This is a genomic window from Streptosporangium sp. NPDC000239 (assembly GCF_040300765.1).
Classification (GTDB): domain Bacteria; phylum Actinomycetota; class Actinomycetes; order Streptosporangiales; family Streptosporangiaceae; genus Streptosporangium.
In genome coordinates this window covers 49,857-72,440 of record NZ_JBEPEI010000016.1, presented here as the reverse complement: position 1 = coordinate 72,440, position 22,584 = coordinate 49,857, and the positions used below count along the sequence as shown (strand labels likewise).

Sequence of the window (22,584 nt, the reverse complement as noted above, 5' to 3'; positions counted from 1 at the left end):
AGCCGCGGGTGGGTCTGATCGGTGCGGGCCGGATCGCCCGCACCGGTCACCTGCCCGCCTACGCCGCCGGTGACGTCCCCCTGGTCGCCATATGCAGCAGCACCGGAACATCAGCCCGTGCTCTGGCCGCCACCTGGCCGGGTACTCCGCCGCGCGTCCACGCGAGCGCGACCGAGCTGGCCGCCGACCCGGACGTCGATCTCATCGACATCACGACTCCGCCGACCGGCCGCACAGAACTGATCGCCTCGCTGCTGCCGTACGGCAAGCCGCTCCTGGTCCAGAAACCTCTGGCCTACACCCTGGAGGAAGCCACCACGATCGTTGAGCAGGCGGCGATCGCAGGGGTGCCGATCGCGGTCAATCACAATCTGCGCTGGGCACCGCCCCAACGGGTGCTCACCGAGTGGATCACGGACGGTCGCCTTGGGGAGATCGTGCACCTGGCCCACGTGCACCACTTCGGCGAGGACGAACGCAGCTGGTACACCGATCACCCCGACTACCTGTTCGTCGATCACGGCCTTCACTACCTGGATCTGGTCCGGTGGCACACAGGGCGCGACCCGGTCGCCGTCACCGCTCGCACCGCCCGTGTCCCAGGGCAGAGCGCGCTCTGCCCACTGGCCTACACGGTCATGCTGCGGTTCGACGAGCCACCGCTGGTCGCTTCTCTGGCTTTGTACGACGCGACCCGTTCGGCGGCGGCGTGGGCGAGCAACTGGTTCGTCAACGGCACCAGAGCCGACGCCCATCTCACCTACACCACCGCGACCCTGCACACCGCCTCGGGGAAGACCATCTCGCGCACGCCTCCCGGCGAATGGGTGCCCGACGGGATCCTGACCGCCTACACCGCGTTCGCGGAGGCTCTCGCCGAGGACCGGCTCCCACCCCACCACGCCGGTGATCACCTTCGCACCCTGGCCCTGGCTCAAGCTGCGGCGATCTCAGCTCAGGCCGACGGAGCGTGGATCGACATCCCCGCCACCGAAGGAGACCAAACCCGATGCCTCTGACATTGGCCTTCGAAGGACCACCCGGTGCGGGCAAAACCAGCCTGCTCGCCGCTCTCGTCCCGAGGCTCGGCGACCGGTGCGTGTTCTTCTCCGAACCCAACGTCAAACTCGTCAGCGGTACGAAGGCTCCCGTCCACCCGGGCACCGCGGCTCACACCCTGTGGTATCTGCGATCGGAACGACTACGCTCCGCCGCCCTGTCGGCCTGTGCTGAGGAACACGACGTCGAAGCCGTACTGCTGGATCGCAACCACCTCGGCGTGTTGGCCTACTGCTTCGCCACCCGTCATCCCGACGCGTTCCCCTACGCCAAGGCCCTGGACTACCACCGACAGCACATCGCACCGGTGCTGCCCGCCGACATGCGCACGGTGATTCTCCAGGTCGGGGTGACCGACAGCCTGAACCGTCGCGGTGGACGCGTCTCCCATCCACGCTGGCAACAGTGGTACGAACCGGAGCTGCTGGAGCGGATGGACCTGTTCTACCGCGAACACGCGCCCGAACTCTGCCCTCGACCGCCACTGATCATCGACACCAGTTCACTCACCCCAGGGGCCATCCAGGAGATGGTGGCCGTCGAGCTGGCCTTGTCCGGGGTTTCGTCGGAGGGGTGGTCGGTAAGTTCCCGCCCGCTCATCGCCGACGCCTTCGCCATCGCCTACAACGCCGCAGGTGGAGCCGCTGTTCTCGGTAGCCCTGTCACCACGGCCTTCGCCTACAGGGGCGGGCTGATGCAGATGTTCCAGCTCGCCGCCCTGCACCAGGTCGGCGACCACACCTTCGTCTGGAATCCCCTCGGGTCCAGCCAGTTCACGGAGACAGGCTCATGAGCAGGAAGACACCGTGCGCGGTGGGCATCAACCTCGGGCACGATGGCGGCACCGCTCTGGTCACCCCCGATGTGATGATCGCGATCGGCGAGGAGCGCCTCAACCGCACCCGCTACAGTCCCGGCTGGCAGGCAACTTTGTTGTACTGTCTGCGCGCCGCCGGACTACGTCTCGACGACATCGATCTGGTCGTGATCAGCAACGTCGGCCGTACTCCGGCCGTCCCGTCCGATACCGGGCTGGCACACCTCGGCGTCGAGGAGGAGCGAATCCGCGTTCTCGACCACCACCTCTCCCACGCCTACACCGCCTACTGCCTGGGTCCGTACGACGTGGCCACCGTGCTGATCGCTGACGGCGCCGGCAACCACGCCGATACCGAGACCTTCTACCTGGCAGGCCCGGACGGCATCGAGCGACTCGGCGGCAACGACTCCAACCGGGGCCGCCACGGTGGGATCGGCGCTGCCTACGAGGCCTTCACCGAGCATCTCGGCTGGCACCCTCAGGAGGCAGGAAAGACCATGGCTCTGGCCGCCTACGGCGACCCGACCGCCTACCTCGCGCCGCTGTTCGACCTCCACGACACCCGCGTCTACGGACGGCTGGAGAGCACGCATGCCCGAGGCGTGGCCGCACTCGCCGCGACGACCGGTTTCGACTTCGGTCCGCCCGGCAGCCGGGGTGACCACCCGCGTGGCATCGACGCCGCGGCCTACCTCCAGGACCAGGTGGAGCAGGTACTGTGCGCGCTCATCCAGGCTGTCATCTCGGTCACCGGGGTGAGTGAGGTGTGCATGGCCGGTGGAGTCGCGCTCAACTGCGTCGCCAACGACAGGATTCGCCGCCTGCCCGAGGTGAGCGGCCTGTTCGTCCCGCCCCCGGCCTCTGACCGTGGCCAAGCTCTTGGCAACGCCCTGTACGGCCTGCACCAGCTCACCGGCGAACTACCTCGCCGCTCATTGACTGTGGATTCCTTCGGCCGTTTCTACTCCGGCGAGGAGATCGAGCTCGCGCTGAACCGTGATCCTCGCTCAGGGCTTGTCGAGCGCCGCTTCGTCCCCTTCACCTGGCGCCGGGAGAGCGACATCGCCACCTGCGCCGCGCAGATGCTCGCCGACGGACGTCTGGTCGGCTGGTTCCAGGGCGGTAGCGAACTCGGTCCTCGGGCGCTGGGCAACCGCTCGATTCTGGCCGACCCACGCGGCATCGCGGGCAGGGACGCGCTGAACGATCGGATCAAGCATCGCGAACCCTTCCGGCCGTTCGCCCCCGCCGTTCTCACCGCCGACGCCTCCCGTTGGTTCGACCTGGACGGTCCGTCCCCGTTCATGCTGCTCGCACCCGCCGTCCGCTACGGCGCCAGGAGCCGGATCCCCGGTGTGGTTCATGTTGACGGAACCGCCCGCGTTCAGACCGTCGACCCTGCGGCCTCTCCACGTTTCGCCGCGCTCATCGAACGCTTCGGGGCACTCACCGGCGTGCCCGTCGTGCTGAACACCAGCTTCAACGACCGTGAACCGATCGTGGAGACCCCGGCCGACGCGCTCGCGACATTCCAGGCGAGCGACCTGGACGCCTTGTGCCTGGGCGAATACCTGGTGGAGAAGCTCTGAAGGAGGATGGAGAGATGAGCACTCCGAGAATCCGAGAGGCCGCCCGCGCCGTCGTCCTGGACGAGAACGACCGTGTCCTGCTGCTCCGCTACGACGAGGGCGGCAAGGTTTTCTGGGCGACCCCCGGAGGAGCGCTCGACCCGGGAGAGGACTATCAGGCTGCCGTTCGCAGGGAACTCGGCGAGGAACTCGGCGTCGCAGATGTGGAGCTTGGCTCACAGATCGCCACCCGCAGCAAGGAGCACCTGGTTCAGGGAGAGACCGTTCGGCAGGTCGAGCGCTACTTCGTCGTCCGCCTCTCAGCCGACCATGTCGACCCTGCCCGCGCCACGCAGACCGACGGCATCCTGGCTTGGAAATGGTGGACGCTGGAGGATCTGAATGCCACCGACCAGACGGTCTACCCGGTAGAACTTACAAGGTTGATCGGCCATTTCCTTGCTGACGGTCCCTCGACCGGTTCTTCCAGGATGAGGCTCTGACGCTTGCACAGGCCTGTGCGCGTCCGTGGCCGCGCCCATTGCTCTATCTGCGGATCGCGCTTTCCGCTGTTTAAGAAAGGCTCTGTATAATGAGAGCGGCAAGATCGAAATTATTCATGATGTAGGTCATGAAGACGTCTTTGACGGCCATCAACAAAGTGACAGAAAAGGGCATGGTGAACCCGGTGTCCTTTACATCGAGGGATAGCTGTCGGCTTCTGTTGCCGCGTTCCTATCGTACTCGATGCTTTCTGTGGAGAGTGTTATCTGCACAAGGCGAAGGGTTCATGTCCAACTGACCGATTTTGGGTCTGCTATGGCTCGACTGGAACGATACAGGGGAGGTCCGCTTGCTTCAAGGCTGATCTGGTCTGCCCGGTGGGTCTGAGTGCCGGTTACGGCTGGTGCGGCCGAGTGGGTCTCTATGATTGCCGAATGGGGTTCCGGGTGGCCCTGCTTCGATGAATCTAGATGCCTTTGTAGACGTGGGGATATGTTACTGGCTTCACTCTGCCTGTTTCGTCTCTCTCGCGCGGGTGAGTGCGGATCCCATCTCATCGAGGATTCTTGCTTCCTGATGAATGTCGCCGATGCTACGAGTCAGATCGAGAGCTTTCTTGAAGAATCTTAGGGCGATTTCATGCTTTTTTGTGCTCCGGTATATTGTGCCGATGCTCCGAAGGGAAACAATTTCCTGATAGTGATCTGATATCTCGATCGATATGTTCGCGGCCTTCTGGTGATGGATGAGTGCCTCCCGGCTTCTTCCCATCCGCATATAACAACTTCCGATGTCGTTTAGGACGCCGGCTTCGTGCCCTCGGTCGCCGATTCTCTGGTACCCCTTGAAGGATTTTCGGTAGAATTCAAGGGCGTCTGTGTAACGCCCCATACCCTGGTAGGCGTTGGCAACGTTGTTGAGCCAGATTGCCTCGCTCTGCGGGCCCATGTGCGGGTCGAAGGAAGCCGCCTGCTGGTAGTGGCGTAGCGCTTTATCATAGTGACCGAGACTTATCTCGACGTCGCCAATGTTGTTCATCGTGACCTGCTGGCCACGCAGGTCAGCATCCTCCTGACACATGCCGAACGCTTCCCACAGACATTCGGCGGCCCAGAGATGGTTTCCTCGGTGACTGTGGATGAAAGCGATGTGGTTGAGGCTGTCTGCCTGGCCATGACGGTCCCCAATCGTTCTGCGCAGTGATAAAGCCTGATTGAAGTAGCCGAAGGCGACGTCGAACTCGGAGCGACGCCAGTGCACTAGGCCAATGTGGTCGAGTAAGTAGCTGACCGCCTTCTGGTCTGCTGCAGCTCGTTGGATCTCTAACGCCTCGGTTGCCAGATGAAGCGCCTCGTCGTATTGGCCGGTCTGCCACCTGGCCACGCTGAGGTCGGTCATGGCACAAGCCAGGCCTGGACGGTCATCCAGCTCGTGCCAGGTCACCATCGCCCGCTCATGGAGGGTGGCCCCCTCGGTCCAGTGTCCCCACAGGTCCAGGTGACGGCTGAGTACGTGTGCGAGTAGGGCGGCGTGTTTGGCCCATCCGTGGCTGGTGGCATGGTGGGCGACAAGGACCAGGTTGTTCAGTTCGGCTTCCAGCCAGGAGTGAGCCTGGTCGGTGTCGCTGAATTCGACCACCCTGGGCGACGAGCCAGGAACCTCGATCGGGTCGCGGGCGCGGTAGGGGTAGAGGAGTCGGTCCGCCGCGTCCGCTGTGAGGAGGTAGTGGTCGAAGGCTCGGCCGAGGACTTCGGTGCGGGACGCCTCCGGTTCGCGGTCCGACAGCAGAAGGGCGTACTCACGGATGAGATCGTGGAATCGGTAACGGCCCTTGCGGGGTTCGTCGATCAGATGGTGATCGACGAATTCGTCGAGGATCTCCTCGGCCTCGGCGAGGCTCGTGTCCAACAGTGCCGACGCGCTCTCGGGGGTGAGGTCTGCGCCGGGGTGCAGGCCGAGCCGCCAGAACGCCTGCTTCAGGCGTTCGTCAAGAGCGTGAAAGGACAGTTCGAAGGCAGCGGTGATCTCGCGGTTCCCAGCCTTGATGGCTGGAAGTCTTCGTCGAGTCCTGCTGAGCAGTTCCGCGATGTCGGCCGCGTCCCAGGCGGCCCTGTTCTTGAGCCGACTGCCGACCAGTTGAATCGCCAGGGGAAGGTGACCGCAGAGCCGTACGACCGAGGCGACTCCTTCTTCCTGGAAGGCACGCCCTGGACCGGCGACGCGACGCAGGAGTACGGCGCCGTCCTCGGGCGGCAGGACGTTCAGCGAGAGGGAGTGGACGTCGTCGAGTCCGGCAAGCCGCCGTCTGCTGGTGATCACGACGAGGCTACCGGGCCTCCCAGGAAGAAGGTCGCTGATCTGGTCGTGCCGGGCGGCGTTGTCGAGGAGGATGAGCACCTTGCGGCGGGCCAACTCGGCCCGCCACATCGCGGCCCGGCCGTCCAGACCGTTCGGCACGAGCTTGCCGGGAATGCCGAGATCTCGCAGGAGCCGGTCAAGGGCGGTCGCCGGGTCCATCGCGTCGTTCTGGGCGTCGTGGCCGTGCAGGTCGAGGTAGAGCTGCCCGTCCGGATAGTCGCCGGTGAGCCGGTGCGCCAGATGTACGGCCAGCGCCGTCTTGCCGACCCCGGCCATGCCGTCGATCGCCAGCACGGTGACCGTGTCCCGCCGGGCTTGGAAACCGACGAGTTGGTCCAGTTCCACGGTGCGGCCGGTGAAGGTCTGCTTGTCCCGGAGCAGGGTGTTCGGGGGCGCGTCTTTCCTGGGGGCTGAACCGGGGACCACATCGGGGGCCGGGCCCGAGGCCGCACCGGGAACCGAGCCGAGGGCACGACGAGGCGTGGGCGACAACGCGGGATCGCCTTTGAGAATGCGCAGGTGCAGTTCCTGGAGCGCCGGGCCGGGTTCCGTGCCGAGTTCGCGAATGAGTTCCTGACGCGCCCGGTTGTAGGCGTCGAGTGCCTCCGTCGGCCGCCCTTCGTGGCAGAGTTTCCGCATGTGAAGCTCGACGAGTTTCTCGCGGAACGGGAATTTGTTGACCAGCTCAACGAGTTCCGCGCTGTTGCCGGATTTTAGGCCGTGCTGAATTTCGAGTTCGATGCGTTCGACCCTGCTGTCGAGCAGTTCTGCTTCGATTTTCTCCCGGGTCCGGGCGGCCCACGTTCCCGACAGGCCTGTCAGTGCCTCTCCCCGGTGCAGCGCGTCCGCCTCGCGATAGAGGCGCAGGGCCTGTTCGGCGGTCTCGCTTTCCCTTGCCTGTGCGCGAAGCCTCTGGAACCGGTGGTAGTCGACGTTCTCCGGGTCGGTCTCAAGGAGGTAGCTTCCGGCATGTCGTCGCAGGCGAACGGTGCCGTTGAGGAAGCCTCTCAGCCGGGCGACGTGGCTGTACAGGCTGTCCTTGGCCTTGGCGGGCGGGGCGTCGCCCCACACCCTGTGGACGAGCGACTCCACGGTTACCGGTCTTCCCGGAGTCATGAGGAGGATGGCCAGAACGAGACGTGCTTTGGCCTGTCCCAGGTCGTGGCGTCGCCCACTGGACCATAACTCGACTGGACCGAGAATGCGGAATTCCATTCGAGCCCCTTTACCTAGGGCGTCAGCATCCACGTGAGATTTTTTCATTGAAATTGGGGCGGATCCAGGGCCGTGATGTCACTTCTGTATCTCACGTCATTCACAGGCTGGAGCCGTACGAGTTGGGTGCAGGGTTCCGGCAAGGAGACCGCAAGGGGTTCCGCAAGGTCCGGGGGTGACGCTCCGGTTGGTGGGCTTCGCCCACTGCCGAAGGCCGGATGAATCCAAGAGGGTGGGGCAGGAAAATGTCCGATCGCGAATGGAACAGGGTCACCGTCGGGCTCGACTCCCGTCGATGGGTGACGCGCGGAGACTGCAAGACGGTCCTGGTGGCCGTACACACCGTGACCACGGGGCAGAGGCTGCTGGACACGACCCGGTTACTGGAGTCGGACCTGAGGATCCAGGTCGTCTTCACCAAGGCTCCGGACGTCTTCAACGCCGGGGTCGACGAGTTTGTCAGCGGCCTGAACGCCGTGATGATCCCTTGGGAGCAGGCAAAGAACGAAAGGTTCGACCTCGCCCTGGCCGCGAGCCTTGGATCGATCCACGAGATCCACGCGCCGCTGGCCGTCATGCCGCACGGTGCGGGTTTCAACAAGCTGGTGCCCGCCAGGGACGGGGCCAGGGCGGAGGACCGCGCACCGTACGGACTCGACGCCCAGCGGTTGATGCGCGACGGCGTCGTGCTGCCCGCGGCGATCGTCCTGTCGCACGAGATCGAGCTCGGGCGGCTGGCACGCACATGCTCGCAGGCGCTTCCCGTGGCGGCGGTCATCGGCGACTCCTCCCACGACCGGCTGGTGGCCAGCCTGCCGCACCGCGACCTCTACCGGCAGGCGCTGAAGGTCGGTCCGGACCAGAAGCTGGTCGTGGTCACCTCGACCTGGGGGCAGCAGTCGCTGTTCGGCAGGCACCCCGACCTGCTGCCGCGCCTGCTCGCCGAACTGCCGCGCGAGGAGTACCGCGTCGTGGCGCTCTTCCACCCCAACGTCTGGTTCGGGCACGGCATCTGGCAGGTGCGAACCTGGCTCGCCGACGAGCTGCGGGACGGGCTGAGCCTGATCCCGCCCGACGTCGACTGGCGCGCGGTCCTCGCCGCCGCCGACTGGATCATCGGCGACCACGGCTCGGTCACCCTGTACGGCGCCGTCACCGGTAAGCCCGTCATGCTGGCCGGATTCCCGAACGCGGACGTCGACCCGGCCTCCGGTCTCGCCAAGCTGGCGGCCGTCGCCCCCCGGATCTCCCGGCGCGGTTCGCTGCGCGCCCAGCTCGACCGGGCGGCCAGGGAGATGCGACCCGGTCGCCACCAGCCCGTCACCGAGCTGATCACCTCGGCGTCCGGCAACTTCGACCACAACATGTGCCGTCTCATCTACCGCTTACTGAAGCTGCGACAGCCCGAGCACGTCCACGTGACCCCGGCGGTGCCGGTTCCCCGCCTCGCCACATGAGGGGAACGGCCATGACCGACAGGTTCGTCACGGTCCAGCTGTTCAGGGTGGGACGCCTGCCCACGGTCGAGCGGCGCGGCGTCGCCGTACCACGCCAGGGGACACCGGCACTCATGGTGACGTCGGTCCGTGAGACCCACGTCATGCTTCTCACCCCCGGCAGAGGAACTCCCAGGCACGGCATTCCCCGGGGCGCCCGGATCTTCGACGGCACGCACGTCGTCGCCCGTCTCGACGAGCGGGCGGACCAGGACTGGTACGAGGTGGCCGACGTGCTCGTGACCCCGCAGCCGGGAAGAGAGGTCCTCGGCCGCTACCCGGGCTGCGAGGTCGCGGTCGGCGCGCACCCGCCCGGCTGCCTGGCCGCGCTGCGCGACGGACGGCTCGTCACGATCGCGGGAAGCGCGCGTCCCGCGCTCTGCGGCTCCTTCCTGTACGGCTGGCGCGCCGCCGGGATGCCGCTCGACGCCCTGACCACGGAATCGGTGTTCTTCGGCCGGTATGTGGGACGGACCGGAGGACTTGAGACGACCGGCCGGGTGTGTGTCCGTACGGCAGAGGAGGCGGCGTGACACGTCGGATCGTCGTCGCGGGTGTCGTCAGCCTCTACGTGTCGGTGGGGCTGGAGGAGTTCCCAGTGCGGTACTCCTCCAGTTCGTCCCCGCGCTGGATCGCCACCGGGGTCTCCGGGGCGGCCGGGCACATCGCGCGAGTTCTCAGCACCCTGGGGGACGACGTCCGCCTGTGCACCGTATTCGGCCGTGACCTGCCCGGCCTCGGCATAGCGGCCGAACTCGGCAGGTACGGCCTGCTCGGCCCCGGCGTCGTCGAGGGACCCGAGTCGTCGGTGGGAGTGGCGCTCGTCGATCCGGACGGCCACCGGATGGGGCTTCCCCATCTGACGCCGGTGAACACCGTCCCATATCCCGTGAACCTGCTTGAGGCGAACGCCCACGGCGCCGACCTGCTGGTTCTGACAAACGCCAGGTTCGTCCGTGAGCTGGTCGAACCCGCCTCCCGGCTCGGCATCCCCATCGCCGTGGACGTCCATCTCGTCTCCGACCTCGACGGGGAGTACAACCGGCCGTGGCTCGACGCGGCGACGATCGTCTTCTGCAGTGACGAACGGCTGCCCGACCCGCCGGAGGTGTGGGTGAGACGGTTGTTCGCCCGCTACCCGCGTTGCCGGTTGGCGGGGGTCGGCCTGGGCGCCCGGGGGGCGCTGCTGGCCACCAGGGAGGGAACGCTCGTCCGCGTGCGGGCGGTGGCGCCTCGCGGGGTGGTCAACACGACCGGGGCGGGCGACGCGCTGTTCGCCACCTTCCTGCACTTCTGGTGTGAGACGGGGGACCCGGTCCGGGCGTTACGGCTGGCGGTGCTGCACGCGGGCTGGAAGGTCGGTGACCTTAACTCGTTCACCACGTCACTGACCCTCGAAGAACTGTCGGCCCTGGACGTCTCCCATCCGCCCGACACCGTCGTCGGGCGATGGGACAGCTGAAACGATCACCTGGACAGCCGGGACAGGCGTTTCTGTAGCTGCCTGCTCCGACCGCCGCTACGCGACAGGACGTGCTGGGCCGCTTCGTAGAGGGCCCGCGCGTCCTGTTCACGATGCTCCCGCAGGGCGAGATCACCCAACGCCTGCAGGGCCTGAGCCTGGCCGGTCGCCGAGCCGATCTTCTTCATCTCCTCCAGCCCTTGGTTAACCAGGGCCGTCCCCGGCTCCCCGCCCCGCGCGTTGCCGAGGAGGATACGGGCACGTGCCCGGTTGTACGGATCATCCACGTCGATGAGCAGACCCTCGGCCTCCGTCAGATGGTCAACGGCCTCAACCGTCTCCCCCGATTCGATCAGCGCCTCGCTGAGGTCGCGCAGCAACAGTGCGACCTCGCGTGGTTCGTTGACCGAGCGGTACTCGTTCAGCCACATCCGGAACAGCGCGATGGCCTCCTCGACGTGACCCCGGTCCAGCTCGATCAGTCCCAGCTTGTGTGTACTGCTCGACACCTTGCGAGGGTTGCCCTCCCGACGCCAGATCTCCAACGCCGCACGAAAGTCGGAGGCCGCCTCGTCGAGTTCGTCGAGGGCACGGTGAGCCAGCCCGATCCGGTCCAGCATCTTGGCCTCGGCCACAGAGTTCGCGCAGGCCCGTGCCGCCTCAAGGCCCATCAGGTCGACCTCAAGACGTTCGTCGTGATGGCCTCGGTAGAGGAACAGCGGCCACAGCGCGTCCACCAACTGCCACGCCGCGGGAAACAGCTCCCGATCGATCGCCACCCGTATGGCCGCCCTGAAGTTGGGAAACTCGTCGTCGAGCCAGTTGAGCGCCTCCGCCCGGTCGTCGAACGTGAGGAGGTCGGCGGGCTCGTTGACCACCGCGTCGAAATCGACCTTGCGGTAGGGCATGACCACCCGGTTCACGGACGCGGCGGTGAACAGGAACCAGTCGACCGCCCGGTGCACGGTCCGCTCGACCGCATCGGGTTCGTCCCGTTCGGCCATCTCCCGGGCGTGCAGCCGGGTCAGGTCATGGAAGCGGTAGTGGCCGCCGGGTGCGTCGTCGAGCAGGTTGGCGTCGGTCAGGGTCTCAAGCAGTTCCCGCACGTGGACACGCGGCATCGCGACCGTCGCGGCGGCCGACCAGCTGTCGAAGGTGGCGCCGGGAAAGAGACCGAGCCGCCGGTAGACCCGTCCGGCGTCCTCGGACGAGATGCCGTCGTAGGAGAGGGTCAAGGCCGCTTGGACCTTCGTTTCGTCCTCGTCGCCGATCGACAACTCCGCCAGCCTCCGTCGTTCGTGGGTGAGAGCCCGCACCATTTCGGACAGGGGCCAGCGCGGTCTGGTGGCCAGCCGGGCCGCGGCGACGCACAGGGCCAGCGGCAGCCGGGCGCACAACTCGACCAGCCTCTCCGCCGACTCCTGCTCGGCACGTACCCGATCACCGCCGATGGTGCGTTCCAGCAGTTCAAGCGCGGCCTGCGCGCCGAGCTGCTCAAGCCGTACGGCTCGGGCACCGCGCATCAGCAACCCCGCCAGGCGCCACCGGCTGGTGACGATCGTGACGCTGTCCGCCGAGGCCGGCAGTAGGGGGGCCACCTGTGCGGCCGATACGGCGTTGTCCAGCACGACCACCAGACGGCGCCCGCTCACCAGCGACTGGTAGAGCGCGGAACGTTCCGCCAGCCCGGCGGGGATGCGCTCGGGGGAGACTCCGAACGCGCGGATGAACCTCCCCAACACCTCTGTCGGCTGTACGGGCTTCTCGATCGCGGCTCCCCGTAGGTCGGCGAAGAGCTGCCCGTCAGGGAAGGAGGCGCGTTCCCTGTGCGACCAGCGCAGCGCCACCGCCGTCTTGCCGATGCCCGCCGGGCCGCTGACCACCGCGACCTTGGGCGCCCCTGTCGCGGCGGAGTCGGAACGGATGTCGTCCAGCAGGGCGAGCGCGTCGTCGCGATCGACGAGAACGTGTCCCGCCGGGAGCTGGCTGGGCCTGGGCAACGGGGTTTCGGGAGAGGCCGCCTGGTGCAGATGGATGCCACCGTGAACGTCGTGTGCCTGGAGGGCAGGCCCGAAAACGGTCCCACCCAACTCGTTGGAATGTCCTTGGGGTTCCTGGTCTCTGAGGTCCTCACCCATCGCCCTACCCGCGTCGTGAGTGGTAATTCATGCTCCTTGGAGGGTCGTCCACAGTCTTTTTTAGGCACCGAGAAAATCCGGCCGGACCTTCCATGCTTATCACTACGACAAAGTGCGTCAAGGGTCTCAAGAGAATGTTCCGCTCAGGTGTTTTTGTGCGTCGTGTTATGGAGGGCGTATCGCCGGAACTGTCGGGCGGGAGGGGATCGCGAACCTTTCGGAGATATGGGATCACCATGTGGTCGACGGAGAACACGTCGTGAGTCCGGCCGGTCATGTCCCTCCCCGGATCCTCTGGGGGAGTGATCCGGCCTGCCCGGGTCCGGTCACGTGCCTGGATCCCCGGCTTCGGTGATCGGTCCGGAGGCGGAGTCGCGCGGACGGCTTCGGCGGCTCGGGGAACCCCGGATGAAGGGAAAGCAAGCAAATGCGGTCACCTTGTGTGGGAGGGGGAGCGATTGTTCGGTCGTCGTAAAAAGGACCGGCGGTTCCTCCTGTTCGCCGCGTCTGAAACGCCGGGGGCGACCACTCCCGATGTGAAACGTGGGAGACGTGCAGGGAAATTGCGAAGGCCCAAACTCGAACGTAGGTCCGAAAAATCGGTTCATGGTTCTTGGAGGTTAAGTCGTCGTTCCCTTCCGGGAATGTTCCCGTTCAGCTACGGCTGTGGTGGACGGGGGCGGCTCCCTTCCCGATGTCCCCACGGGCCGGTTCCCGATGTCTCCACAGACTGGGCCGGAGGCCTCCTCGCCTCGCAGGAGAAGACGGAACCTCCTGACCACCATGGATTTTGCGGTGGGATGCAACAGTTTCGGGGGCGTTCTCATCTGGGGGGTGATGAGGACGACGGGAGGCGAAGGTAGTTGGAAGCAGATCCACGGTTCGCGGAGTTCGTCGCCGAGCGGGGGGACGCGCTGTTGCGCTATGGCTACGTGCTGGCCGGGAACCCACACGACGCGGCGGATCTGGTGCAGGAGGCGTTGCTGAAGCTCCGCGCCGCCTGGCCGCGCCTCCTGACGAAGGAGAATCCGGAGAGTTACGTGCGCACCATCATGGCCAGGCTGCACGTCGCCGTCTGGCGGCTGCGGCGCCGTGAGGTGCTCAGCTGGGAGCCGCCCGAGCACGGGTACCACGACAGGCTGCCCGACGGTGGGGAGCAGGCGATGTGGGAGGCGCTGGCCGTACTGCCGCGCAGACAGCGGGTGGTGCTGGTGCTGCGGTACTACGAGGGGCTCGACGACGCGGAGATCGCGGCGGCCCTGGGGATCTCCCGGGGGACCGTACGGAGCCAGGCGTCACGGGCGTTGGACAAGCTTCGCTCCGCCATGCGGACGGAAAGCCACGAAATTTCGGGAAATATCGGCGCAGTGCAGGGGGAGTGGTGATGAACGATTTCGAAAGGAGTCTGCAGGAGACCCTGGGGCACGCGGCGGGAAACGCACCCCGGCTGGCCGGTACGGCGGCGGCCCGGCTGGAGACCGGATACCGGCGGCGCAGGCGGCGGCTGCAGGCGGCACTCGCGACGGCGGCCGTGGTCGCGGTCGCGGGAGGAGGCGTGGTCGGGCTGCGCGTGGGCGGTGACACGGGGGCCTCGTCGGCCAGCGCCACAGGCGGGAGGTCGTCCCAGGTGATGACCTCAACGAAGATCGAGGCCAAGCCGATCGAGCAGGTGTGGCCGCAGGCCGTGGTGAAGCTGCCGCTGAAGGCGCCGAACGGCCGGGACCTGCGACCGATCACCCTGATCGACGACCAGACGCTGCTGGTCGCGGCGGACCGCGACTTCGAGCGGCCGGAGACGATCTACGCCTACCCCCTGGCCGGCGGGGAGCCGCGGAAGATCGCGGACGTGCCCGAGCCTCAGGGGGTGGTGCGGTTCTCCGGCGGCTTCAGCGTCGGCGACGGTCAGGTGGCCTGGTGGAACACGACGAAGGGCAAGACCCACATCTGGGCCGCGTCGCTGGACGGTGCGGGGGCCCGTCCCGTGGCCGACCAGGACATGGAGGGGTTCGACGGCTTCGGCGTGGCGAACGGCAAGGTCGTGTTCTCCCCGGTGAACGGCGGGGTGTTCACCGTTCCCCTGACCGGGGGGAAGGCGACGCGGATTCCGGCCGGCGACAGGCAGCACCTGCTGTCGTGGCCGTGGGCGGGTTCGCCGGGCATCGGCGGCGGGCGCGACAAGCCCCTCTTCACCCGGCTGGTCAACCTGGAGACCGGAAAGGTCGACTCGGCCGCCGTCGACGGGAAGGACCGGGTGTACGCCTGCGGGGTGCGCTCCTGCATCGGCGTGACGGCTGACGAGGAGGGCTTCGTCCGGTTGCGTGACGGCTCACAGCAGAAGGACGTGCCCCTCGGTTACCAGATCCCCGAGCCGCTGAGGCAGGACCGTTTCCATCTGTGCAACATCAAGGAGGACGAGCAGGCGCTCGGGCTCTTCGACGTGAGCACCGGCACGATCGTCGACCTGGGCCTGCGCACGGCGGAGGTGGAGAATGGCGAGTTCCCCGTCACCGACCCGACGGGCCGGATCATGTCCTACCGGCTCAAGGGCGAACTCCACGTGGTCGTCCTGTCCAGGATTCCGTGACCGGTCACCAGGAACGTCCCCGTCGTAGCAGGTGGTCGCGGACCGCGACGGCCATGGGGTGAAGCCTTCCTGCCCTGGACACCAGGAACAGCGTGTTGATCGGCGGCAGCTCGGGCTCCAGCAGGGGGACGAGCAGGCCGCCGGTCAGCTCCGCCGTACACAGGTAACGGGGCAGGACGGTCACCCCCGCGCCCGCGACCACCGCGGCGAGGACCCCGCGCAGGTCCGGGACGACCAGGGCGGGCACGCGCGTCAGGCGGGTCCCGAAGACGACCCGCCAGTAACGGCGCAGGATCGGCAGATTCTCCGCGTAGGCGACCAGGGGAGCCGCCTCAAGCCGGTCGAGGTCCCAGCCGGGGGCGCCGACCAGCACGAACTCCTCGTCGCACAGCGCCTCGGCCGTCAGTGCGGTACCCCTTCGGGGCCGTACGGTGGAGACCACCAGGTCGAGCGTGCCCCCGGCGAGCGTGGTGAGCAGGTCGTCGGCGAGGCCGAGCGTCACCCGCAGCCGCAGCCCCCCGGCGACCATGGGGGCCAGCGCGGGCAGTGCCAGGACGGACATCAGCTCCGCGGGCCCACCGAGGTGTACGGCTCGCTCCGGCGTCTCGGTGACGTCGAGTTCCTCAAGCGCGTCGAGCGGCGCCGCGACGCGTCCGGCCAGTTCGTCGGCGGCGGGGGTCGGGGCCATGCCCCGGGGCAGCCGTTCGAACAACGGCTGTCCGAGTGCCCGTTCCAGCGCCCTGACCTGCGCGGTCACGGCGGGCTGCGACAGGCCGAGGTGCTCGGCGGCACGGGTGACCGACCCTGACCGGTGGACGGCCAGGAACGTACGCAGCAGGTCGAGTGAGATCAGATTTCTGATGGTAGTACCCGGAAGGCGTTATTGGTCGTCCACGGGGAGATGGGTGACGATCATGGCATGCGTATCGCGATTGTCCTCACCAGCCATGGCGAACTGGGTGAAACCGGCAGGAGCACCGGTTTCTACGTGTCGGAGGCGGCGGAGCCGTGGGAGATCTTCACCGAGGCCGGGCACGAGGTCGAGGTGGTCAGTGTGGCCGGGGGTGTGCCGCCGCGTGACGGCGAGAACGCCGACGACCCGGTGCAGCGTCGTTTCCTCGACGTGCTCGGGGAGACCGCGCGGGTGGCGGACCTGGAGCCGGAGAGGTACGACGCCGTGTTCTTCGCGGGTGGTCACGGGGCCATGTGGGACTTCCCCGGCGACCCCGGGATCGGCCGGTTGACCCGGGGGGTCCACGAGCGGGGTGGTGTCGTCGCGGCCGTCTGCCACGGTCCGGCCGCGCTGGTCGACCTCGAACTGTCCGACGGGAAGCCGCTGGTCGCGGGCAGGCGGGTCGCGGCCTTCACCGGCAGCGAGGAGGAGGCGGTCGGGCTGACCGCGGTGGTGCCGTTCCCGCTGGCCGAGCGGCTGCGCGAGCAGGGGGCCGAGCACGTGCCCGCCGCCGACTTCGCCGCCCAGGTCGTCACGGACGGCCGCCTGGTCACCGGCCAGAACCCGGCCTCGGCCCGTGGCGTGGCCGAGGAGGTCGTGCGGGTACTGGCCGGGGAGTGAACAGGCCCTGAGCGTCCGAACGGGGGCCGGCGCCCGAACGGGGCGGAGAGCTTGAACGGGGCCGGATAGAGGCTGACGCGGGACGAACGCCGGGAGGGGCCGGGCGGGGCGGGAGCCTGAGCGGGGTCGGGTGAAGGCTGACGCGGGACGAAAGCCGGGATCCTGAGCGGGGGTGGGGCGAGCCGTGGTTCGAACCGGGGCCGGTTCGGTGGGGATGGTGGTGCCGGCCCCACCTTCCGGCCTTCCTGTCAGCCCCAATCCAGGTCGGTGGCGGACCGGATTACCCAGGTCCTGGGGTTTTCCTAGGGTTTCGGCATGAACTATTTCCCGGTTCCCCGCAGGCGTTTTCGGGCCGCGCGTGCCCTGCTGTGGATGCTCCTCGCGGTCAGCGCGACGGTCAACGTGGTCTCCAACATGGCCAACGGCGGTGAGGGCAGCACGCTCGGGCTCACCGCGGGGGTGGTCACCGTCGTCTGCGCCGTGGCCCTGACCGTGCGCCACTTCAGGCCGCGTGCGTAGCCATACGGTCAGCCCCGCTCGCCGGCGCGGGTTCCACGCGCAGGACGGCCTTGCCACGGATTCTCCGGTCCCGCAGGTCCGCCAGCACCGTGGTGGTGTCCGCCCAGTCCGTCTCACGTCCGATCTCGGGATGGAGCCGCCCGGTCGCGGTCAGCCTGACCAGAGTGGCCAGGTCGGTTCCATCGGCCACGTCGCTGTCGGCGTAGTGGAAGTGGTGCAACCGGGCGGACTCGGGCCCGGCGAAGAAGTCGAAGAAGCTGAAGGTGGCGGGTTGGCGGCTCGCCTGGCCGAACCAGATGAAGGTCCCCCGTTTGGCCGTCTTCAACAGTGCCTTGGGAGCCGAGTCGCCGCCGACCGACTCCAGCACGACGTCGAACGGTCCCGTGGCCTCCGCCACGTCGTGCACGACGTCCGCCGCGCCGAGTTCGGTCAGCCGTAGCCCGCGTTCCGGCGAGGCACTGACAGCCGTCACCTCGGCGCCCGAGGCGGCGGCGAGTTCGACGAAGTAGTGACCGACACCGCCGGAGGCGCCGGTGATCAGAATCCTCTTCCCCAGGACGCCGCCGATCCGCCGCATCAGGCGCAGGGCGGTCAGTCCCGCCAGCGGCAGCGCCGCCGCGGTCACGGCTGTCATCGAGCCGGGCAGTACGGCGAGCGAGGAGGTGGGGACGGCCGCCTTCTCCGCCCACCCGGCGGACGCGGGATGGGCGACCACCCGTTCTCCGACACCCGGTCCGGTCCCGTTGTCGGCTGCCCGCACGACCGTGCCCGCGATGTCCTTGCCCGGCCTCCAGCCTTCACGCGGTCTCGCCAGGAGAAAGAACTCCCCCCGGTTGACAGAGAACGCCTCAACCGCGACCAACGCCTCGTCGGGTTTCGGGCACGGGGCCGCCACGTCGTCGTACCGGACCAGGGAATCCAGGTCGCCGGTGGGCACCAGAGCCTTCATGTGAAACTTCTCCTTTTCCATCCGGCGAGCATTCGAAGTTCGGGAAACCCGCCGACCGGTCTCGGAGTCTAAAAACGGTTTCCCGCTCCCGGAAGTCGGCACTTCGAGGTGGCCAGGGCACCTGGAGGAAACCGAAAAGGCCGAGGCTATGATGTCGCCATGGCAGACAGCTCCTCTTCCCGCTGGAACATGCTGAAGTCCGCCTGCCCGACCCGGGAGATCCTCGACCGCATCGCCGACAAGTGGACGATGCTGGTGATTCTCTCGCTGGGAGAGGAGACCCTCCGCTTCACCCAGCTGCGGGCCAGGATCGAGGGCGTCTCCCAGAAAATGCTGACGCAGACCCTTCGTGGCATGGAGTCCGACGGTCTGATCCTGCGCACCGTCTACCCGACCGTCCCGGTGACGGTCGAATACTCGCTGACCCCCCTGGGCCACAGCCTCGCCAGGACGGTGGACGTGGTGCGTGAGTGGGCCTACGGCCACATCGGGGAGATCCTGCTCGCCCGTCAGGAGTACAACGACCGGGAAACGCCGCGGGTGGGCATCGGCTGAGAGCCGGATGGACCATTTGAATCCTCGGCGCGATTTCCGCGTTTCCGCTGAGACCCGTGAACGGGGCTGCCGGTCTCTGCTGCCCCTCCGACCCGACAGGAAAACGTCCGGCGACAAAGCCGTTGGACGGTCACCTGTTCGGAGGTAGGTCACCCGGTGGTGCCCATGGCACCTTTCGGTGCCGTCTTCCGCCCGCGGCCGGCCGTTCGGAAACTGGTGTCGGCTCCGAAATCCGGGGCCGACATCATTGGGAGTAACCATGCCGGTCGTCACTGTGCTTCAGGGTCCGCGGGACATCGAGCCGAAGCGCGAACTGGTCAGGAGGATCACCGACGCCTTCGTCGAGTCGTACGGCCTGCCGCCGGAGACCGTCCAGGTGTGGATCACCGAGGTTCCCGCGGACAGTTGGGGCGTCGCGGGCACGTTGGTGGTGGACGACAAGTAGGCCCACGGTCCGTACGGCGAGCCGGGCGTTCCGGGACACCGTCTCGATCGCCCGGCACGGCGCCGCCCCCTTCCGGGGAAGAGCCTTCCGCGGCAGGGGAAACGCGTAAGCCCGGACCGCTCTCACCGGCGCGTCGTGACCGCTTTCCCGGCGGGGGAATGTCGGTGGCCGGTGTGAGAATCGGCGCCGTGAGCGCAGGCGTGCGGCTGAGGGCCGTTGTGGAGTCCGATCTGGAGCTGTTCCTTGAGCACGAGCACGACCCCGAGACGGTCAGGCGCTCGATGTTCACCCCCAGGGAGCGTGAGGTCTTCATGCGCCACTGGCGGACGCGGGTCCTGGGCGATCCGACCGTCCTGGTGCGGACGGTCACCGTGGACGGCGAGCCCGCGGGAAACGTCGTCTCCTGGTGGGCGGAGGACAGGCGTTTCATCGGCTACGTTCTCGGCAGGCCGTTCTGGGGCCGGGGCGTCGGCACCGAGGCGCTGAGCCTGTTCCTGGCCCTTGAGAGGGTTCGCCCGCTCTACGCCGACCCGTCGGGCGGCAACACGGCCTCGGTGCGCCTGCTGGAGAGGTGCGGTTTCCGGCGGGTCGACACGGTCCGGTACGGCGAGCACGAGCACGTGCTGCTCGCGCTGCCCGAGGGGTGAGCGAAGGGCCAGGGCGATCCCTCGCTATATAGTGTGATATCCGGATATTTCATATCAATAAGCCTTTTTCGCTCTCTCGGGGGTCGTCGCCTGGCCGGGGGCGACGCAGGGGAACGGCACCCCGTGGTTTCGCTCGCAGCCCTTGTCGTCGCAGGTCATGGGCCGAACCTCGCCCGCTCCCGTGGAAGCCGGGACGAAAAGGGCTTAATTCATACCGGTGAAAATGGCAAATATGGAGATCCGCATAGAAGCGATCTCTTTTTCCTCTGCGCGGAACCAACCTCACGGCCGGGGCGTTTCCTGAAATAATTCAGCGCGTTGTCGAGTGTCCCTCCGCCCGGCGGGCCGGAGGGCCGACAGGTCAGAGGTGCCGATGGATGCCCTGGTCCAGGTCTCAGGTGGCGACGAGATCACCGAGTTCACCGAACTACGCGGGTGGTTGTCCGCCGAACGCGCCCTGACAGGCGGGGTTCGCGTGGTGCGGCGTCCCCCGGCCGAGGGCGAACTGGGCGGGGTGCTCGACACGCTCGCCGTCGCACTCGGGTCGAGCGGTGCCGGGATGGCCCTGGTCAGGGCTCTGACCACATGGCTGCGGACCCGTCGCGCCGATGTGACCATCACGGTGACCTCTCCCTCGGGGACCGTGGAGCTCAACGCGCAGCGGGTCAGGGACACCGCTGTGCTGTCGCTGCTTGAGGAGATCCTGCGGGACGGCGAGGAGGAGATCCTTCGGGACGGCGGCGAGGAGAAGACCCAGCGGGACGTCGATGAGGGGTGACATCCACGACCGTTCGGGCTCGCGGGCCGTTCTCATCGGTACCTCCGAATACTCCGACCGGCGCTTCCCCCAGCTTCCCGCGGTGGCCAACAGCCTGCACGGCATGGCGGAGGTCCTGACCGATCCCGAACTGTGCGGCTGGTCCGAGGAACAGGTCGAGGTCTGGCGAGACCCCACCGACATGCGCAGGCTCGTGCAGAACCTACGACGTGTGGCCGAGGAGACCACCGGCGTGCTGCTGGTCTACTTCGCCGGGCACGGCACCATCACCCGGCGCGGGCAGCTGTGCATGATCCTCAAGGACACCGACTTCACCGACACCGACATCACCGGCCTGGAGTTCGAGCGGCTCAGGGAGGTCCTGATGGACAGCCCCGCCCGGACGAAGATCGTGATCCTGGACTGCTGTTACTCGGGCCGCGCCATCGAGGCCCTCTCCAGCACCGTCGTGGACAGCACCGACATCCACGGCGCCTACACCCTCACCGCCAGCGACCACACCGCCCACGTCGTCTCCCTCGACCAGCAGGCGGACACCCCGACCTCCTTCACCGCCGAGCTTCTCGACCTGGTCCGCACCGGAGTCTCCGGCGGTCCCGAGTGGCTGACGATGAACGACATCTACTCCCACCTGAGGCAACGGCTGCGTGGACGTGGGCTGCCCGCCCCCAACCAGCGGGGCACCGACACCGCGATCCACCACCCCTTCGTGCGCAACCAGGCCGCTGACAGGGCACCGTCCGTTCGGCCGGTCCCTCCCTCCAGGAAGGCCCCGCCTCTCAGGGTCGGGCGCCGTGCCGTCCTGGCCACGGGTGTCGGCGCGGCCGCGGTCGCCACGGTCTTCGGCGTCGCCGAGGTCGTCAGACGCTTCTACGGCGGTACGGCGGCCACACCGCGTCCCACGAACACACCGAGCCTGAGCGTGACCCCGACGGTCGACAGGAGCGTCCTGACGGGTCACACGGGTGCGGTGAACTCCGTGGCGTTCAGCCCGGACGGGAGAACACTGGCCAGTGGAGGCGCCGACGGCGGCATCCGGCTGTGGAACCCGGAGAGCGGAGGGGCCGTCGCCGTACTGACAGGGCACGCGGGCGCGGTGAACGCGGTGGCGTTCAGCCCCGACTGGAGGACCCTGGCCAGCGGGGGAGCCGACGGCACCGTCCGGTTGTGGGACGTGGCGAACGAGACCACGACCGCCGTCCTGACCGGCCACACCGGCGCGGTGAACTCGGTGGCGTTCAACGTCAGGGGGAACATCCTGGCCAGCGGGGGAGCCGACCGTTCCGCCCGGCTGTGGACCGTGGCGAGCAGGCGCACCGCCGCGACCCTCACCGACCGTCCTGCGGTCGTGAACGCCGTGCGCTTCGGCACCGACGGAACCGTGCTGCTCACCGCCTACGGTGACAACCACGTGCGGTTCTGGAACGTGGGGACCCACGAGAAGATGGGCCTGCTGACGGTGAACGGGATCAGCTCGGTCAACACCCTGTCCGTGAACAGCAAGGGGGTCATCGCCCTCGGCAACAGTCCCGGCGACGTCACGCTGTGGAACGGGAACGGCGGGGGCCACGCGGAGGACCCTCCTCTGCGCACCGGTAACCCCGTCAACGCGGTGGCCTACCACCCCAGGGCGAGGACACTGGCCGTCGGCACCGGCGACGGCAGGATCCAGCTGTGGGACACCAAGACCCACAAGCACAAGGGGCCGCCGCTCACCGGCCACACCGGTGGCGTCACCTCACTGGCGTTCAGCCCCGACGGCCACACCCTCGCCAGCGGCGGCCTCGACAGAACCATCCGGCTCTGGCGAACCGGCTGAGAAGCCGCCCCGAACCCCACCACCCCACCCGGATCGGCGACCAAGGCCGCCGGACCGCTCTGAGCCGTGACCAAAGCCGTCGAGCCGTCCCGGAC

20 protein-coding genes are annotated in these 22,584 nt (G+C 67.6%); 16 read left to right on the top strand and 4 right to left on the bottom strand.

The genetic code is table 11. The features are described from left to right. Window positions 1-8 precede the first annotated feature (8 nt). The 4 genes from ABT340_RS31060 to ABT340_RS31045 are packed head-to-tail and all read left to right on the top strand — an operon-like array spanning window position 9 to window position 3,950. Window positions 9-1,019, top strand: coding sequence for a Gfo/Idh/MocA family protein (locus ABT340_RS31060; RefSeq protein WP_352014414.1), 1,011 nt, complete (start codon window positions 9-11; stop codon window positions 1,017-1,019). Next, window positions 1,010-1,852 (top strand): nucleoside/nucleotide kinase family protein, encoded by an 843-nt coding sequence (locus tag ABT340_RS31055; protein ID WP_352014413.1) that lies wholly within the window; start codon window positions 1,010-1,012, stop codon window positions 1,850-1,852. Before ABT340_RS31060 ends, ABT340_RS31055 begins: the two co-directional genes overlap by 10 nt. After that, window positions 1,849-3,468: a carbamoyltransferase family protein gene (locus ABT340_RS31050; RefSeq protein WP_352014412.1), complete on the top strand. Its 1,620-nt coding sequence runs from the start codon at window positions 1,849-1,851 to the stop codon at window positions 3,466-3,468. Before ABT340_RS31055 ends, ABT340_RS31050 begins: the two co-directional genes overlap by 4 nt. 14 nt (window positions 3,469-3,482) lie before the next feature. Further along, window positions 3,483-3,950 carry an NUDIX hydrolase gene (locus tag ABT340_RS31045; protein WP_352014411.1) on the top strand — a complete coding sequence of 156 codons (468 nt, stop codon included), beginning with the start codon at window positions 3,483-3,485 and terminating at the stop codon, window positions 3,948-3,950. 505 nt (window positions 3,951-4,455) lie between these two features. Here ABT340_RS31045 and ABT340_RS31040 read toward each other — a convergent pair. Then, window positions 4,456-7,401 (bottom strand): AfsR/SARP family transcriptional regulator, encoded by a 2,946-nt coding sequence (locus ABT340_RS31040; protein ID WP_352014410.1) that lies wholly within the window; start codon window positions 7,399-7,401, stop codon window positions 4,456-4,458. 368 nt (window positions 7,402-7,769) lie between these two features. Between ABT340_RS31040 and ABT340_RS31035 the strand changes: the two genes are divergently transcribed. Genes ABT340_RS31035 through ABT340_RS31025 form a run of 3 tightly spaced genes read left to right on the top strand, consistent with a single transcriptional unit; the run spans window position 7,770 to window position 10,482 of the window. Further along, on the top strand, window positions 7,770-8,981 hold the full coding sequence (locus ABT340_RS31035; protein WP_352014409.1) for a CDP-glycerol glycerophosphotransferase family protein: 1,212 nt from the start codon (window positions 7,770-7,772) through the stop codon (window positions 8,979-8,981). Window positions 8,982-8,992: 11 nt separating this feature from the next. Further along, entirely contained in the window at window positions 8,993-9,553 is a 561-nt protein-coding gene (locus tag ABT340_RS31030) for a hypothetical protein (RefSeq protein WP_352014408.1), read from the top strand. After that, a complete protein-coding gene (locus tag ABT340_RS31025) occupies window positions 9,550-10,482 on the top strand; it encodes a carbohydrate kinase family protein (RefSeq protein WP_352014407.1) in 933 nt (310 codons plus the stop codon). The genes ABT340_RS31030 and ABT340_RS31025 overlap by 4 nt, the downstream gene beginning before the upstream one ends. A gap of 5 nt (window positions 10,483-10,487) precedes the next feature. Here the strand turns inward: ABT340_RS31025 and ABT340_RS31020 are convergent, their stop codons facing one another. Further along, a complete protein-coding gene (locus tag ABT340_RS31020) occupies window positions 10,488-12,572 on the bottom strand; it encodes a tetratricopeptide repeat protein (RefSeq protein WP_352014406.1) in 2,085 nt (694 codons plus the stop codon). A 911-nt stretch (window positions 12,573-13,483) separates the two neighbouring features. Between ABT340_RS31020 and ABT340_RS31015 the strand changes: the two genes are divergently transcribed. Beyond that, window positions 13,484-14,005, top strand: a complete 522-nt coding sequence (locus ABT340_RS31015) for a SigE family RNA polymerase sigma factor (protein WP_352014405.1) — start codon at window positions 13,484-13,486, stop codon at window positions 14,003-14,005. Then, window positions 14,005-15,204: a TolB family protein gene (locus ABT340_RS31010; RefSeq protein WP_352014404.1), complete on the top strand. Its 1,200-nt coding sequence runs from the start codon at window positions 14,005-14,007 to the stop codon at window positions 15,202-15,204. Before ABT340_RS31015 ends, ABT340_RS31010 begins: the two co-directional genes overlap by 1 nt. Before the next feature lie 4 nt (window positions 15,205-15,208). On the opposite strand, the gene ABT340_RS31005 is transcribed toward ABT340_RS31010, so the two are convergent. Continuing rightward, the gene (locus ABT340_RS31005) at window positions 15,209-16,054 is read right to left on the bottom strand and encodes a LysR family transcriptional regulator (RefSeq protein WP_352014542.1); all 846 of its coding nucleotides are present in this window, start codon (window positions 16,052-16,054) and stop codon (window positions 15,209-15,211) included. Between the two features lie 69 nt (window positions 16,055-16,123). Between ABT340_RS31005 and ABT340_RS31000 the strand changes: the two genes are divergently transcribed. Both ABT340_RS31000 and ABT340_RS30995 read left to right on the top strand, forming a co-directional pair. Next, window positions 16,124-16,777 (top strand): type 1 glutamine amidotransferase domain-containing protein, encoded by a 654-nt coding sequence (locus ABT340_RS31000; protein WP_352014403.1) that lies wholly within the window; start codon window positions 16,124-16,126, stop codon window positions 16,775-16,777. Between the two features lie 315 nt (window positions 16,778-17,092). Next, the gene (locus tag ABT340_RS30995; RefSeq protein WP_352014402.1) at window positions 17,093-17,296 is read left to right on the top strand and encodes a hypothetical protein; all 204 of its coding nucleotides are present in this window, start codon (window positions 17,093-17,095) and stop codon (window positions 17,294-17,296) included. Here the strand turns inward: ABT340_RS30995 and ABT340_RS30990 are convergent. Continuing rightward, window positions 17,280-18,245: a zinc-binding dehydrogenase gene (locus tag ABT340_RS30990; protein WP_352014401.1), complete on the bottom strand. Its 966-nt coding sequence runs from the start codon at window positions 18,243-18,245 to the stop codon at window positions 17,280-17,282. The two genes, ABT340_RS30995 and ABT340_RS30990, sit on opposite strands and share 17 nt — an antisense overlap. Window positions 18,246-18,404: 159 nt before the next feature. Between ABT340_RS30990 and ABT340_RS30985 the strand changes: the two genes are divergently transcribed. From ABT340_RS30985 to ABT340_RS30965, 5 genes are all read left to right on the top strand, one after another. Next, entirely contained in the window at window positions 18,405-18,800 is a 396-nt protein-coding gene (locus tag ABT340_RS30985; RefSeq protein WP_352014400.1) for a winged helix-turn-helix transcriptional regulator, read from the top strand. Between the two features lie 259 nt (window positions 18,801-19,059). Further along, window positions 19,060-19,245, top strand: a complete 186-nt coding sequence (gene dmpI, locus ABT340_RS30980; RefSeq protein WP_352014399.1) for a 4-oxalocrotonate tautomerase DmpI — start codon at window positions 19,060-19,062, stop codon at window positions 19,243-19,245. Between the two features lie 188 nt (window positions 19,246-19,433). Further along, window positions 19,434-19,892 (top strand): GNAT family N-acetyltransferase, encoded by a 459-nt coding sequence (locus ABT340_RS30975; protein WP_352014398.1) that lies wholly within the window; start codon window positions 19,434-19,436, stop codon window positions 19,890-19,892. Window positions 19,893-20,265: 373 nt separating this feature from the next. Next, window positions 20,266-20,670 carry an effector-associated constant component EACC1 gene (locus tag ABT340_RS30970; RefSeq protein WP_352014397.1) on the top strand — a complete coding sequence of 135 codons (405 nt, stop codon included), beginning with the start codon at window positions 20,266-20,268 and terminating at the stop codon, window positions 20,668-20,670. Then, window positions 20,660-22,489, top strand: coding sequence for a caspase, EACC1-associated type (locus tag ABT340_RS30965; protein WP_352014396.1), 1,830 nt, complete (start codon window positions 20,660-20,662; stop codon window positions 22,487-22,489). Before ABT340_RS30970 ends, ABT340_RS30965 begins: the two co-directional genes overlap by 11 nt. Window positions 22,490-22,584 lie beyond the last annotated feature (95 nt).

Bases quoted from the DNA above. Each gene is read 5' to 3' on its own strand.
- ABT340_RS31000 (WP_352014403.1), top strand. From the start codon at position 16,124: ATGCGTATCGCGATTGTCCTCACCAGCCATGGCGAACTGGGTGAAACC.
- ABT340_RS30965 (WP_352014396.1), top strand. From the start codon at position 20,660: ATGAGGGGTGACATCCACGACCGTTCGGGCTCGCGGGCCGTTCTCATC.
- ABT340_RS30990 (WP_352014401.1), bottom strand. From the start codon at position 18,245: ATGAAGGCTCTGGTGCCCACCGGCGACCTGGATTCCCTGGTCCGGTAC.
- dmpI (WP_352014399.1), top strand. From the start codon at position 19,060: ATGCCGGTCGTCACTGTGCTTCAGGGTCCGCGGGACATCGAGCCGAAG.
- ABT340_RS30985 (WP_352014400.1), top strand. From the start codon at position 18,405: ATGGCAGACAGCTCCTCTTCCCGCTGGAACATGCTGAAGTCCGCCTGC.
- ABT340_RS31050 (WP_352014412.1), top strand. From the start codon at position 1,849: ATGAGCAGGAAGACACCGTGCGCGGTGGGCATCAACCTCGGGCACGAT.
- ABT340_RS31045 (WP_352014411.1), top strand. From the start codon at position 3,483: ATGAGCACTCCGAGAATCCGAGAGGCCGCCCGCGCCGTCGTCCTGGAC.
- ABT340_RS31055 (WP_352014413.1), top strand. From the start codon at position 1,010: ATGCCTCTGACATTGGCCTTCGAAGGACCACCCGGTGCGGGCAAAACC.
- ABT340_RS30995 (WP_352014402.1), top strand. From the start codon at position 17,093: ATGAACTATTTCCCGGTTCCCCGCAGGCGTTTTCGGGCCGCGCGTGCC.
- ABT340_RS31030 (WP_352014408.1), top strand. From the start codon at position 8,993: ATGACCGACAGGTTCGTCACGGTCCAGCTGTTCAGGGTGGGACGCCTG.
- ABT340_RS30970 (WP_352014397.1), top strand. From the start codon at position 20,266: ATGGATGCCCTGGTCCAGGTCTCAGGTGGCGACGAGATCACCGAGTTC.
- ABT340_RS31035 (WP_352014409.1), top strand. From the start codon at position 7,770: ATGTCCGATCGCGAATGGAACAGGGTCACCGTCGGGCTCGACTCCCGT.
- ABT340_RS31010 (WP_352014404.1), top strand. From the start codon at position 14,005: ATGAACGATTTCGAAAGGAGTCTGCAGGAGACCCTGGGGCACGCGGCG.